The organism is Occallatibacter riparius (genome assembly GCF_025264625.1).
Lineage (GTDB): Bacteria > Acidobacteriota > Terriglobia > Terriglobales > Acidobacteriaceae > Telmatobacter > Telmatobacter riparius.
The window spans coordinates 5,496,934-5,511,265 of sequence record NZ_CP093313.1 but is presented as its reverse complement, the minus strand read 5'-3'; the positions used below and the strand labels follow the sequence as shown (position 1 = coordinate 5,511,265).

Genomic DNA, 14,332 nt, shown 5'->3' with positions numbered 1-14,332 from the left:
TCATCCGGGCCGCTTGAAGTTAAGGCTTTCAGGCGCGGGCGGGTTCGGCGTGTGCGGGTTGTTCAGATTCGGCGGCGGCCTGTTGCAGCAGCCAGTACTGGAAGCCGTCGAGAATGGCTAACAGGGCGGCCTGGTTCATGTCGCTGGAAATGCCGGCGGTGATCCAGGGTTCGCGTCCTTCGGCCTGGAAGCTGACGGCGACGCGGACGTGGGCGGCGGAGTCGTGGGCGGAGACGTCGAGCGCTGTGACGCTGAAGCGTCCGAGGTGCATGCGCTTGAGCGCGGGATACCACTTTTCAAGCTCGCGGCGCATGGCGCGGGTCATGGCGTCGACGGGGCCGGTGCCTTCAGCGCGCGCGGTCACGATGGTTCCATCAGCGTGGGAGAGCGACATGAAAGCCTGGACGAAGTGCGTGCCGGCTTCGTCGTACTCGTCGTGCACGCGCCACGTGCGGACGTTGAAGAACTCAGGCAGCGTGCCCAGGACACGCATGCAGGCGAGGCGGAAGGAGAGCTCGCTGGCGGTGAAGCCGCCGCCTTCAATCATGGCCTGGTTCTTGTCGATGAGCTGCTGCGCCTGATGGCTTGTGAGGGGAACGCCGAGTTGCTCGGAGAGCATGACGACGTTGGCCCGGCCGGAGTGGGCGTTGACTCCGATGACGGGGGTTGCGCCCACGAGCGCGGGGTCGCACCAGAGATAGGCGCCGGGGTTTTTCTTCTCAGAGGAGCCGTGCATGCCTGCCCAGGTGCCGAATGCGCCGGGGCCGACAATGGGCGCGCCATGAGGGATGTCGAGGCCGAATGCGCCGAAGGCGGAGTGCGCAAGGCTGGTGAGCCCGGGGAGCGAGGCGGGCGGGACGAATTCGGCTTCGCCGCGAAGCTGCATGCCACCGACGACGGTGGTGAGGTTGACGTTGCCGCAGCGTTCGCCTGTTCCGAGAAGCGTACCCTGCACCTGCACAGCTCCGGCGAGCACTGCAGCGCGCGAGTTGGCGACCCCGAGGCCGCGATCGGTGTGTCCGTGAAAGCCGAATTGCGCGGTGGGGAAGTCGCGGGTGAGCTGAGTGAAGAGGCTGGTGACTTCTTCGGGGCTTGCGCCTCCGGTGGTGTCGCAGATGACGATGCGGCTGACCTGCTGGGCTGCGCACTGCGCGACGATCTGCTGGAAGTAATCGCGGGTGCGGGCGGCGAAGTCTGGATCGCAGGGGTGGCCCATTTCGCGGCGGGCCTGCGATGCGTCCATCGCGTGCTCGAGATCGACGAGCACTTCGAGGCCGTGGTCCTGCAGGTGCGCGATGGTCTCGTAGGCCATGCGCAGGTTTTCTTCTGGCGTGGTCTCGAGTGAGCGCTCGACGTCGAGCAGGCGCGACTTGACCACGACAGCAGCGGCGGGGACACGGTGGCGATGCGCGAGGATGAACTGCACGTCGGACCAGTCTTCCACGCGCATGCCGCGACCGCGCGTGCGCCCGAATAGGGCGAGTTTCATGCCGCCATTCGCGATGCGATGGGGATTGTGTTCGAGGGCGTGGCAAAGCTCGGTGACGAAGTGGTTGGCGCCGGCAAAGCCGATCTCCGCGTAGCGCACGCCGAAAGCGCTCATGCGCTCGAGAAGGCTGACTGCAGCGGGCACGGAGATCTCCAGGTTGGGCTGCTGCATGCCGTCGCGGAGGCTGGTGTCGAACAATTCCACTTGTCGGGGCGAGGTCATTGGTTCCTGCTTTCGGGTGTGGCGTTGCCGCGGTTGCCGTTCTGAGTAAGGCCGAAGCGGTCCATCCAGCGGGCGAGTTCACGCTGATCGTCTGACCCGGCGGCCTGCGCGTTGCGGACGTTGACGCGGTCCTGCTCGGGTCGGTTCTGGCTTATCTTGAACTTGCCTTCAATGCGTGCGATGGGAATACGGAAGCCCATGATACCGGTGAGCATGGTGCGCTTGTAGCCGTCGGCGAAGGCCTGCCAGCGAGGGAGGTATCGGGGCTCATTGGCGGCGATGAGCTCTTCGACGAGGTGCTGCTTGCCGTCGTGATCTTCGATGAGTTCGAGTGTGCCGTAGGCGTGGATGGCGATGTAGTTCCACGTTGGAACGGAGAGCTCTTCGACGTAGAGCGAGGGCGAGACGTACGTGTGCGGGCCGGGGAAGACGACAAGGGTTTCGCGGCCGGCGAGGGCTTGCCAGTGATGGTTGGCGTGGGCAAAGTGGCCTTCGAGCATGCCGTGTTCGCCTCCGTCTTTGACGAGAAGCGGGAGGTGCGTAGCCGTTTCAGCGCCGAACAGAATGGCGAACGGATAGGAGCGCATCGTTTCAAGGAGCGTGGCGCGGTCGGCAATCTGATTGAACTTTGGCGTGTACATGCGGTCCCGATCTGAATTAGACAAAGCTGCTGCAACGTTGAAGGCCACCAGCCGCTGTGCGGGTGGTGGCCTGGAATCCTTCTTATTGCTTGGAATCTCTGGTCAGGCTCTCTTTCCCGCGCGCACGTTGTGGCCGCTAATTCGAATGGCGGGAATGGCGATGCGGATCGAGTTGGCCAAGGTGAGATGCATGACTTGTTGCAAGTAGACCAGAGGCTGAGGCCATTGGTCAAGCGAGAGTTATGGCAGGAAACCCACGCTCTTCCAAAGGGGCGCCGGTTCATAGACTGCGCCGGCGGCCACGGTGCGCCACACTTTGCGCGTGTTGTGGATGTCGGCCAGAGGATCAGCATTCAGGAGCAGAACATCGCCGCGCTTTCCAGGCTCGAGCGTGCCCGATTCCTTTTCTGCGCCAGCAGCGCGAGCCGCAATGATTGTGGCGGCCTGGAGGGCTTCAAGAGGCGTTAAACCCGCTTCTACGTAGACCTCCAGTTCGCGGTGCAGCGAGTAGCCAGGGATCGCCTGGTCAGTGCCTGCAACGAATGGGATGCCCGCGGCGTGAAGATTGCGGAGCGTGTCGAGCGTTGCTTTCCAGCGCGCATCGGCAAGGGCGGCGTGATCGCCTGTGGCCGGCGGGCTGTCGAGGGCCTCATGGAGCTGCGCGGGCAGGTGATCGACTCCGGGCTCAATTTGATTGAGGGGCTTAGTGTTGAGGAAGGTCTCGAAGAGCGCAACGGTGGGATCCAGGACCGTGTGATGCAACTGGAGAGTAGAAATGAGATCGTGCGCGCGCGGGCCGTCGAGTTCCTCAATTGCAGGTTTGGTGCGGTCGGGCTTGCCGTCGGGGCCGAGGACAGCGCGGGTGAAATATGACATCGCATAGGGCAAGTGGTTGATCTGGTCCATGCCGTCGTTTACGCCTTCGATGGCGGTCATGCCCTCTGGTATGTGGCCTGTTACTGTCATGCCGCGAGCGTGGGCCGCCGCACAGATGGCTTTGACCACCTCAGGTTTGACGGAGCTGTAAATCTTGATCTGGCGCGCTCCGGCGGCTTTGTATTTCTCGACCCACTGGACAGCTTCTTCAGGAGTGTCGGCGAGGGTCGCACCCATGGAGATGGCGCCGCGGCCGTCGATGACGCCGGCGAACTCGAGATGCGGGCCGATCGCGGGATTCTGCTTGCGATCGAGCTCGTCATGGAGAGTGCGAATGAAGTCGAACTCATTGCCGACGTCGCGCACCGTGGTGACGCCGGCGGCGAGATAGATGGGCCCCCACTCCACCTGCTCGTAGTGGGCGTGCATGTCCCAGAGCCCGGGAATGGCGTACTTGCCTGAGGCGTCGAGGAGTGTGGCGTCAGAGGGAATGCGGAGCTGGCTGCGCGGGCCCGCAGCGGTAATGATGCCGTCTTCGATCAGGATGACGCTGTCTTTGACCGCAGGAGCGCCGGTGGAGTCTTCAAGCGTGGCTCCGGTGATAGCGAGACGGTGTGCGGGGCTGGTGCGGGCGGAGGCGCTGAGCTGGGCGAGAGCGGCCAAGTCGGCGCGCACCCCAGCGCCGATGAAGCCGGCTAGATTCGACTGGTAGGGCTCACGTACTGCTTCGAAGTGATCGAATTCCGCGTCAGTGCTGACCAGTGCAATGAGGTTCTGCGCGGCATCGAGCCACAGACACTCCTGTCCCCAGATGAGTCCGTTCACCGTGTAGCCGTGGAGGGTTGCGCCGTCGACGGTGACATTTTCAGCGGGCGCGATGTGGACGGAGGCCTTGGCGGGATAAACAGTGAACTGGGCGGGCTTGCCGTGGGAAAGCCACCAGCGCATCATCTGCTCCTGCATGGCGACCGGGGAGTAGCCGTCGGTGATGAACCAGGGGCGGGTGGGGGAGACGGTTTCCGTCTTGCCGGAACGGATGATGGTCACAGACGGGCCGCCGACGTTCACCTTGTCGTCCATGGCGGAGAGGCGAGAGGCCTGACCTTTGGCTGCGTAGGATACAGGCGACATGGATTTCGTATGTGCGGTGAACGTGGTCTCGAGAGGAACCTTGGTGCCGCGATCCGTGAACAGAAAATGCGATGTGAGCGTGTAGGTGTCGCCGCTGGTCTGGATGGAATACGTCTCGCGGCCAATGGCGTTCGCCATCTTGTGCAGAACGAAGGCGCCGGATGTGGCTGGTTCTTCCGCGTGGCACGCGAGCGCGACACATGCGAGCAGAAACGCTAGAAACAGGCGGCGTGAGACGGTGGGCAAGTTGGCCTCCGCGGTCCGTGGGGAATGATGTGAGAACCCGATCGGGTGAAATGACGGCGCCTAAAACATATCACGCAATTTCGCAAATCCATCGAGTTCGATGAGGCGCTGGCTCTCGCCGGGTGCGGCCAGCTCCGCGTGCTCGAGGACCCAGGTGTCTTTGTGGAAGAGATGCACGGCGTGGAGACCGGCGGCCAGCGCAGGGTTGATGTCGCTCTTGGGGCTGTTGCCGATCATCCAGGTGGAGTGCGGCGTGAGCTCGTGGCGGGCGACCACTTCGCGGTAGGTGGGCGGGTCCTTTTCCGCGACGATCTCGACGGCGGAGAAAAACGGCGCGAGATTGGAGCGGGCGAGCTTGTCGGCTTGCTCGGCGCGATTGCCCTTGGTCATAAGAATGAGGCGATGCCGCAGTGATAGCTCGGCAAGGGTGGCGGAGACGCCAGGCAGCAACTCGATCTCCTGGTCGCGAATGGTGGCGGCAAAAGAGCGGACGCGCTCGCGATCCTCATCGCTCACGGGCCCTGGGCTGAGCCGCTCAAAGCAGGTGATGAGCGAGTGCGTGAAGCTGTGCAGGCCGTAGCCGAGCAAGAGGATGCTCTCGCGCTCCACGCCATTGAGCGTGTTGCGCACCTGCTCGCGCGTGTAGCTCTGGTGGTTCAGGTAGCCGATGAACGAGGCGATGGCGCGCTCGAAGTAGACGTTGTTCTCCCAGAGTGTGTCATCTGCGTCGATGAGCAGCGTCTGGCCGACAGGGAACTGGGGCATGGAATCCATCGTATCGGATGAACGGAGGGGTGTGCGCCGTACTCGCCTGCGTCACCTCGAAGGTGCTACACTCCCGGCAACTGATCCACTTTGAAGGAGATTTTCCATGAGGTTCGTTGGCCGTCTATTGGGGCTCGCTCTCTTCCTCTGCTTGATGCCGGCGCTGCATGCCGCAGACCTGTCAGGTGCATGGACGGGGTCGTTCGATTTCCAGGGAACTAGCATTCCCGTCACCATCAACCTGAAGGCTGCCGACACCACGCTGACCGGCAACATCGAGGGCCTGCCCACGTCACCCACCGAAATTCACGACGGCAAGATCGACGGCAACGCGATCACGTTCTGGGTCAACAGCGACTACGAAGGCCAGACGTACAAGCTGGTTTACAAAGGGAAGGTCAACGGGGACAGTATCGACTTCGACTTCGGCACCGAGGACGGAAGCTGGGGCACGGTGATGACGGCGAAGCGCCAGGGTACTGCCGCCGGCGCGCCTGTAGCGGGCCCGACAGATGTGAGCGGAAACTGGTCGGGCAACTTCGATTTCAACGGCACGTCGATGCCGGTGACGTTCAAACTGCAGAGCAGCGGAGCCACGCTGACCGGCACCGTGGAAGGCATGGGGCCGGCGCCGGTCACGATTAAGGACGGCAAAGTGGATGGCGATACGGTCTCGTTCAACATCGACGTGGACTACCAGGGACAGACCTACACGCTGGCTTATAAGGGCAAGGTCCAGGCGGGAACGATCAACTTCGACTTCGGAACTATGGATGGAAGCTGGGGTTCGTCGATCACGGCGAAGAAGTAGGCGATTGACAACTGACTGCGGCTTGGTCGCAGTCAGCTCCCCTGACGATTACGGTTGCGGCAGCGTGTAGTCGAGCACGTAGGAATGCTTGCCGCTGTCGTTGGCGAAGCTCATGCTACCGGAGATGCCCGCCAGTTCACCCGTTCCTGAGCCGGGAACAATGAGCAGTTTCAGATCGAGCGTGCCGTGGCCCATAGTTCCGCTGTGCTGCACGGCGAACGATCCCGCGAGGCCTGCCAGCGTGCCTTCCACCTGTTCAAGAGCCACATAACCCGCCGTGCCGTCAGCAGGGTTTCCGCAGCCGAGCATCAGACCCTTCGCGGTGGCTTCCAGATCGCCGTGATACTGCTTGTCGAGGGCGAAGCGGCCAATGCCTGTGCCGGCCGTGGTTTCATCTGCAGCGAGCGGTGTGTTCTTAACGTCGAAGCTTCCTTCGGCACGCAGACTCATGCAGCGCGAGCTCCTTCTGGGCTGGTTAGACAACAGAGTTAAGACTGCCGGATTAGGTTGGGGGAAAGCAAGCGCTCTCTCTCGGGATTGTCGCGGCGCTCAGGATTGCATGTAGGGGACCTGAGGTTTCGCGGCGCGCAGGCGGAAGCGCGTGATCTCGGGGCGGCAGTTAAACCGGAACGGCACGCCGACAGCGCCGATGCCGCGATTGACGTAAAGCTGCATGCCGCCCATCTGGAACAGTCCTTCAACGTATTTGCGGCCGCCCGGCGGCAGATGCATGGCCCCCATGAACGGGATGCGTACCTGGCCCCCGTGGGTGTGACCGCTGAGCACGAGCGCGATCGAACGGCTGACCGGATGCTGCGAGAGAGCGTCGACAAAATCAGGCGCGTGGCACATCAGGATGATGGGCTCGTGCGTCTGGTTGCGGATGGCTACAGGCATGGCGAGGTCGGCGTCGGGCTTGCCGAGCACGGGGTCGTCGATGCCGGCGAGCCAGATGCGGCTGCCGTGGCGCTCGATAGGCAGGAAGCCATTGCGCAGCACGGGGATTCCATTGGAGGCGATGGCCTCGGTGACTTCGTTGGCGCCCGCCAGGATGTCGTGATTGCCGAGGATGGCGTACTTCTCCTTGCACTCGATGGCGGTGAGAAGCTTGGCGCATTGCCAGGCAGCGCCCATGGTCATCTTCTTCGAGAGCACTTCGGCGCTGACGTAGTCGCCCGTGAGCAGGACCATGTCCGGCTTCATGCGATTGATGTGGTCGATGGCTTCGCGCAGCAGGAATGGCTCGGTGTACTCGTCAAGATGGATATCGCTAAGCTGCGCGATGGTCATGCCCTCGAAGGCATGGGGAAGACCGGCAATGTGTATGTCGCGATGCACGACGTCGATCCAGTGGCGCTCGATTTCACCGGCGTAGAGAGCCATACCCGCGGTGCCGAAGAACATCGTTTTGAGTACGCGGCGGCGGGTGACTGACTTGCCGGGCACCAGGAACTCGGCGTGGGAGAGGTCGGGGATCTCGTCAACCGGTACAGGTGCAGTGAGCGGTTCGGCGGGGAGTTCGATGAGCGAATCCATAGTTTATGGCTATCGACTTTCTATGTATTTGGAACTGAAGGCCCGTTTGTCTTCGGAGTTTGGCCCTTACTTCAATGGATGCAGAAATCCAGCGGTTGGCGAGAGATGCCGCCAAAAATGAACGTAGATTCAGATTTCCTGCAATGAGAGACGGGGTCGGGGAACAGATGCGCCGAAATTGCCGGACTCAGGCAACCCGCGCTGCGTTCAGTGTAGCAAGATGCCGTCGACGACGGAAGCGACGAGGCTCCCGCTGGGATTGACGGCGACGAAGCTTGCGGGGGCGCCGACGTGCACCGAACCTGCGCGATCGCTGAAGCCCGTCATCGCGGCGGGATTCGAAGACAAGAGGCGGAGGCCCTGGTCGACCGTTGCTCCTGTGAAGCGAACGAAGTTGGCCAGCGCGCGATCGAGGGTGAGCACACTGCCCGCAAGGGCGCCGTGGGCGGTGGCGCGGCCATAGGCTACCTGCACGTCGAAGCCGCCAAGCTGATATGTGCCGTCAGGCATGCCCGCAGCGGACATCGCGTCGGTGATGAGAATGCCGCGCTCCGGCCCCTTGGCGCGCCACCACAGCTTCACCATCTCCGGCGTGTTGTGGATTCCGTCGCAGATTAGTTCGGCAAAGAGCGTGTCGGTAGTGAGCACGATGCCGAGAATGCCCGGCTCGCGGTGGTCGAGCGGCCGCATGGCGTTATAAGTGTGCGTTGCGCTAGCGGCTCCGGCATCGATGGCCGCGCGGGTCTGCTCAGAGGTCGCGTCAGAGTGGCCGATGGAGACGCGCACGCCCTTCGACGTTGCGTGCCTGGCAAACTCGATTGCGCCGGGAAGTTCAGGCGCCAGCGTCAGCAATCGGACATGGCCCTCGGCGGCTTCGTACATCCGGTCGAAGGTGGGGATGTCTGGCGCAAGCAGCAGGTCGGGCGGATGAACGCCGCGCCGCGCGTGCGACAGGAATGGGCCTTCTAGATGAATTCCGATGGGATGAGCCTGGCCGGGCTTGGGACCTGCGGCGATGAGCTTTGCTAGGAGTTCGAGCGAGCGGAGTGTCTTGTCGAGCGGCGCCGTGACGGTGGTGGCGAGATACTGGGCGGTTCCGCGTGAAGCGAGAAATTTGCCGATGGCCGCGAGCGCGTCTTCAGTTCCTTCCATCACATCGTGGCCGGCCGAGCCGTGGATGTGTACATCGAAGAAGGACGGGCCGATGAGGGCATCTCCGAGGTCGCGCACATCCGAGGCCGCAGGCGCTGCGTTGTCCTTGCGCGTGCTGATGGAAGCGATGCGTCCGTCTTCGACTGCAATCAAAGGCTTCTCAAGGAGGCGCTGGCCGTCCCAGAGTCGTTCCGCCGTGAATACCGTTTGCATGAGGAGATTATTGCAGGATTGGGCGGGCGGTTTGGGACGCTCGTCTCGCGGGTAACAGATATGTAACGCCGAGTGGCAGCGAGGTTTGTTACGTTGGAGGGCATGGCCCGGATACTCCCTCTCGCCCTCGTAGCTTCGTCAGCGCTCTTGAGCGCTGCAGTGGTCGCCGCGCAGATGACCGATCTGCCCACCAGCAAGCAGCTATCGCCGACACCCGGCAACCCGCAGCGGTTGAATGCGGAGCCAGTTTCGATGACTGTTTCGCCGGACGGCCGCTACGTCGTTACGGTGAACGACGGCTACGGTACGTTCGAGTCGAACTACTCGCAGTCTTTGGCGGTGTTCGACACGGAGAGCGGCAAACTGGCGGATTTCCCGGAAGATCGCACTGCACTTCACGGGGGCAAGCAGACGCTCTACTCGGGGCTCGCGTTCAGCGGTGACGGCAAACATCTCTATGCGAGCATGGGGTCCCTCTCCGATCCCAACGGAGAGCGCAAGGGTGACACGGGCAATGGTGTGGTGGTGTATTCGTTTGCGAACGGCGAGGTTATGCCAGAGCGGTTCATCCCTCTGAAGCTGGAAAAGCTGGCTGTGGGGCGAACCACGCGGCTCATCGGTGAAAAGGATGGCGACCAGGCCATTCCGTTTCCGGCCGCCATTGCGGTGTTTGGGGCTGCTTCCGGGTCGGGGGAGAAGCTCCTTGTGGCAGGGAACCTGTCAGACGATGTGCTGGTTGTGGATGCGGCGAGCGGCAACGTCGAGAAGCGCTTCGATCTCTCAGAGAGTGATGCGGTACCTGGAACCTATCCAATCGCCCTCGCTGTTGCGCCGGATGGCAAGCGAGCGTATGTCGCGTTGTGGAATGCGTCGGAGATTGTTCAACTTGATCTGACGAAGCTCGCGATCCAGAAGAAACTCACGTTGCTGAAGCCCGATGATCCTGTCCGGCCCGGATCGCACCCGTGCGCGTTCCAGTTCTCAAAAGATGGAAAGACGCTTTATGTGGCGCTGGCGAATCGCGATGCAGTGGCCGCGCTGAACGTCGCGGGCCGCGCCCTTAGGCTGAAGGGGTTCTTCGACGCGCGTTTGCCCGGGCAGAGTTACTTTGGCGCGGAGCCTCTGGCGCTTGCTCTGGATGCGAGCGGCCGGCGGCTCTACGTTGCGAACATGGCTAGCGATGCGGTGGCGGTAATCGATACGGCAAAGCTGACGGCGAAGTCGTCGAAACGCGGCATGGCGGAACCCGTTGGATTTGTGCCGACGGAGTGGATGCCGTTTTCGATGGCATTCACGCGCGGCAAGCTCTACGTCGCAACGGACAAGGGGAAGGGAACGACAGCGAATAACATGCCACAACGCCAAACGGCCGACGGACAAGGCCGCCAGTCGCCGAGCACCTACATTGCTACATTGCTCTATGGCTCGTTGGCCGTGCTCGATCCCGCGGACATCGAAACGAACCTGCCGCAATATACGGCCACGGTTCTCGAAGCGAATCGCATGAAAGCGGCCGAGGAGAAGATTGCATTTGCTAGCGGCAAGCCGAATCCCATCAAGCATGTCATCTACATCATCAAGGAGAACCGCACCTACGATCAGATTCTCGGCGATCTGGAGCAGAACGGCCAACGCATAGGCAACGGCGACGCGAGCCTGACGATGTACGGAACGTCGACCACGCCGAACATGCACAGGCTGGCGCTGCAGTTCGGGGTGCTGGATAACTTCTTCGACTCGGGCGAAGTGTCGGGTGACGGACACGTGTGGTCGAACGCGGCCATCGGCACAGACTACCTGGAAAAGACGTGGCAACAGGCCTATCGCGGCAGCGAGCGCACCTACGACTTTGAAGGCGCAGTTGCAAACGGGTATCCGCTGATGCAGAAGATCGCCGACGTCAACGAGCCTGCCAGCGGATATCTGTGGACGAATCTAGCCGCGCATCACAAGAGCTACTACCACTTTGGCGAATACATCTCGACGATCTTTTGCACGGACGCTGTGGTTGCGCATCCGCCTGCAAATCCGCAACAGGGGCCGATGATGGCGAGCCAGCCGTGCGCGAAGAAATCGATAGCGCCGGGTGAGGCGATTCCAGAAGAGTGGGGCGGGGGAGTGAACAAGTGGCCTTGGGCCATTCCGCTGATTGCGTCGAACACCGCGACGAAGCCTGAGCTGGTGGGACACTTTGCCAAGGAGGCTCCGGACTTCGAATTGTTCGTGCCTGACCAGATTCGTGTAGACATCTTCGAGCGTCATCTCAAGCAGTGGATTGCCGACAAGCAGCAGGGCCGCGACACGATGCCCAACTTCGTACTGATGCGCCTCGGCAACGATCACACAGCAGGCACACGGCCCGGTGGTCCCACCCCGAAGGCGTCCGTTGCGGATAACGACCTCGCGGTCGGGCGGGCGGTCGAAGCGATCTCGCATTCGCCGTTCTGGGATGACACCGCATTCTTCATCCTCGAAGACGACGCGCAGAATGGCGCTGATCACGTAGATGCGCATCGCAGCATCGGGCTGGTAGTGAGCAAGTATGCGCCGCACGGGACAGAAGGCGCGGCGTTTGTCGACAGCCGCTTCTATTCGACGGTAAGCATGATCCGCACCATGGAAACCGTGCTGGGGCTGCCGCCGATGAACAACAACGACGCGCTCAGCTCGATGATTTCATCGCTATTTACCGGGCCAGGCGACCAGCCGGCATACACGGCCGACACATCGAATCGCGACAACGGCCTCATCTATACCGCCAACAAGAAGACCGCCCCCGGCGCGCAGGACAGCATGAAGATGGACTTCAGGCACGCTGATCATGCCGACACGCAGAAGCTGAACGTCATTCTCTGGCGCGATGCAATGGGAGACAAGCCGGTTCCCGCGATTCTGAAGGTCCGGACGAAGAGCGCGTCCAGGACGGATGACGACGACTAAGCGACAGTTACTGGGTCCGTACGTGAAATCCGGTTCTATCTTTGGGAACGCGAAGCGAATTACTTGCGTACCGATAGCATGAGGTCACAGCGGTTTTGACCCTCTGCTACACTGTGCAGGCGCTTCCCCCATATATTCGCGCTAAACAGTGCCGGAGAATTCATGTCGGTCGTAGAACTTACCGGTGTCACCAAGGCCTATCAAAGCAAGATCGCAGTCAACAACCTTAGCCTTTCCATTGAAGCCGGGCAGATGTTCGGGCTGCTCGGCCCCAATGGCGCGGGTAAAACCAGCTCGATCCGCATGATGATGGGCATTACGATGCCGGACTCGGGCGCCGTGAGTCTCTTTGGCAAGCCCTTTGAGCGCAAGAGCCTTGAGCGCGTGGGATACCTGCCAGAAGAACGCGGTCTCTACAAGAAGATGAAGGTACTTGATCAGCTCGTCTTCTTTGGCGAACTGCACGGGCTCACTGCACACGAGGCGCGCAAGAGAGCCACGGATTGGGCGCACCGGCTCGAGATCGCCGAGTCACTGCAGAAGAAGACCGAAGAGCTGTCCAAGGGCATGCAGCAGAAGATCCAGTTCATCTCATCGCTGATGCATGATCCCGGGCTGATCGTGATGGATGAACCTTTCTCCGGGCTCGACCCGGTGAACGCCACGCTGCTGGAACGCACCCTGATTGAGCTGAAGGATCAGGGCAAAGCGGTCATCTTCTCCACGCATCGCATGGACCAGGTGGAGAAGCTCTGCGACACAATCTGCCTCATCAACCAGGGACAGGTCGTTCTCTCGGGCAAGATGCGCGAAATCAAATCACGTTATGAGCGCAACCGAGTCATCGTCGAGTTCGAAGGAGATGCGTCGTTCCTGAAAAGCGCGGAGATCGCCGGTTACAAGAACTTCTCCGGTCATGCGGAGATCCGCCTGCACCCTCACGGCAAGGCGCAGAAACTGCTGCTCGAGGCGGCATCGATGGCCACAATCTATCGTTTTGAACTCGTGGAACCGTCTCTCGAAGAGATATTCATCCAGACGGTGGGAGGCAAAGTCGATGCGTAATCTAATGCTCGTCGCTAGGCGCGAATACCTCGAGCAGATCCGTGGCCGTGCCTTCCGCATTACGACGATCCTGGTGCCGGTTCTCTTCGCCGCAATCTTTGTGATCGCCATTCTTTCCGGCATGAACTCAGGCATCGGAAAGCATATCGTCATTGCTGCTCCTTCGGCGAATTTGGCCAATGCGGTACGCGACGAGATGTTGAAAGACAAGGATGCCAAAACCGTTGCGGATGTGGTTGCGCCGGCCGCGCCTGCCGATCGCGCTCAGCTCCTGCAGAAGATTCAGTCGAAAGAACTGGACGGCATGCTGTGGATAGGGACCGCCGATGGATCCACCAAGGCCACGTATACCTCTCAGTCCTCTGGGGACATCGTGATCACCAGCCGCCTGTCGGCTGCGCTGAATCATGCTCTCGCGCTTCAGCGTCTGGCAGCTCGCGGCATGAACCGGTCTGAGATTGACGTGTTACTGAAAGATGTCTCCGTGGAGACTCTTCAGGTCGATAAGCAAGGCAGGGAAGTGAAGAGCAGCGGGATGATTGCCTACCTGAAGGGCTACATCATGGCTCTTCTGCTCTCCATGACCACCATGATCTACGGAATGAATGTGGCCAGATCGATAATCCAGGAGAAGACCTCGCGCATCTTTGAGGTGATGCTTGCGACCGCCAGGCCCAGCGATCTCCTTGCCGGCAAGCTCATTGGCGTGGGTGCCGTTGGACTGACGCAGATTGCCATCTGGGTCGTGGCAGGAGCGGCCATCCTATCGGTTGTGACTGCTCGTGCGATGGTTTCAGGCCAACTCACGGTTCACTTGTCGGTGACTGAGGCCACCCTGTTTATTGTCTACTTCCTGTTGGGGTACCTGCTCTATGCCTCGCTGTTCGCAGGACTGGCCTCCTCCTGCGAGACCGAGCAGGAACTGCAAATGTATACACCGTTAGCCGCATTGCCAATGTGGCTGAGCTTCTCACTCATCTGGCTGGTGATCAACGATCCCAATTCCATCTGGTCTGTTCTGGCTTCGCTGTTCCCGGCTACCGCCCCCATCATTATGATGTTGCGCATGGGCTCGGAAATGCCACCAGCATGGCAGTTCGGCGTCTCCATCGGGCTTATGGCTCTCAGCGTATGGCTGGTGCTATGGGTATCAGCGCGGCTCTATCGCGTTGGCATTCTGATGTATGGTAAGCGGGCAACGCTTCCGGAGCTTGTGCGGTGGCTGCGCTATAGCTGACCGCGGCT

Annotated in this window: 11 protein-coding genes; 4 read left to right on the top strand and 7 right to left on the bottom strand. The window is 61.2% G+C overall.

Translation table 11 applies throughout. The annotated features are described in order from the left end of the window. Positions 1–28: 28 nt before the first annotated feature. From MOP44_RS22530 to MOP44_RS22515, 4 genes are all read right to left on the bottom strand, one after another. Positions 29–1,711: an alpha-isopropylmalate synthase regulatory domain-containing protein gene (locus tag MOP44_RS22530; protein ID WP_260792656.1), complete on the bottom strand. Its 1,683-nt coding sequence runs from the start codon at positions 1,709–1,711 to the stop codon at positions 29–31. Beyond that, positions 1,708–2,352 (bottom strand): FMN-binding negative transcriptional regulator, encoded by a 645-nt coding sequence (locus MOP44_RS22525; protein WP_260792655.1) that lies wholly within the window; start codon positions 2,350–2,352, stop codon positions 1,708–1,710. Before MOP44_RS22525 ends, MOP44_RS22530 begins: the two co-directional genes overlap by 4 nt. A 240-nt stretch (positions 2,353–2,592) precedes the next feature. Beyond that, positions 2,593–4,605, bottom strand: a complete 2,013-nt coding sequence (locus MOP44_RS22520; RefSeq protein WP_260792654.1) for an amidohydrolase family protein — start codon at positions 4,603–4,605, stop codon at positions 2,593–2,595. A gap of 60 nt (positions 4,606–4,665) precedes the next feature. Beyond that, complete coding sequence (locus MOP44_RS22515) at positions 4,666–5,370, bottom strand: HAD family hydrolase (RefSeq protein ID WP_260792653.1); 705 nt, start codon at positions 5,368–5,370, stop codon at positions 4,666–4,668. Positions 5,371–5,476: 106 nt separating this feature from the next. Here MOP44_RS22515 and MOP44_RS22510 point away from each other — a divergent pair, with 106 nt between their 5' ends. Further along, positions 5,477–6,181, top strand: a complete 705-nt coding sequence (locus tag MOP44_RS22510; RefSeq protein WP_260792652.1) for a hypothetical protein — start codon at positions 5,477–5,479, stop codon at positions 6,179–6,181. Between the two features lie 48 nt (positions 6,182–6,229). Here the strand turns inward: MOP44_RS22510 and MOP44_RS22505 are convergent, their stop codons facing one another. The 3 genes from MOP44_RS22505 to nagA all read right to left on the bottom strand — a co-directional run bounded on the left by MOP44_RS22505 (position 6,230) and on the right by nagA (position 9,082). Further along, complete coding sequence (locus MOP44_RS22505) at positions 6,230–6,631, bottom strand: DUF3224 domain-containing protein (RefSeq protein ID WP_260792651.1); 402 nt, start codon at positions 6,629–6,631, stop codon at positions 6,230–6,232. A 99-nt stretch (positions 6,632–6,730) separates the two neighbouring features. Then, complete coding sequence (locus tag MOP44_RS22500) at positions 6,731–7,717, bottom strand: metallophosphoesterase (RefSeq protein ID WP_260792650.1); 987 nt, start codon at positions 7,715–7,717, stop codon at positions 6,731–6,733. 207 nt (positions 7,718–7,924) lie between these two features. Continuing rightward, a complete protein-coding gene (gene nagA, locus MOP44_RS22495; RefSeq protein ID WP_260792649.1) occupies positions 7,925–9,082 on the bottom strand; it encodes an N-acetylglucosamine-6-phosphate deacetylase in 1,158 nt (385 codons plus the stop codon). 102 nt (positions 9,083–9,184) lie between these two features. Between nagA and MOP44_RS22490 the strand changes: the two genes are divergently transcribed. The 3 genes from MOP44_RS22490 (at position 9,185) to MOP44_RS22480 (ending at position 14,324) form a co-directional block, all read left to right on the top strand. After that, on the top strand, positions 9,185–12,022 hold the full coding sequence (locus MOP44_RS22490) for a bifunctional YncE family protein/alkaline phosphatase family protein (RefSeq protein ID WP_260792648.1): 2,838 nt from the start codon (positions 9,185–9,187) through the stop codon (positions 12,020–12,022). Positions 12,023–12,184: 162 nt separating this feature from the next. Beyond that, positions 12,185–13,087, top strand: coding sequence for an ABC transporter ATP-binding protein (locus MOP44_RS22485; protein ID WP_260792647.1), 903 nt, complete (start codon positions 12,185–12,187; stop codon positions 13,085–13,087). Beyond that, positions 13,080–14,324 carry an ABC transporter permease gene (locus MOP44_RS22480; protein ID WP_260792646.1) on the top strand — a complete coding sequence of 415 codons (1,245 nt, stop codon included), beginning with the start codon at positions 13,080–13,082 and terminating at the stop codon, positions 14,322–14,324. The genes MOP44_RS22485 and MOP44_RS22480 overlap by 8 nt, the downstream gene beginning before the upstream one ends. Positions 14,325–14,332: the final 8 nt, after the last annotated feature.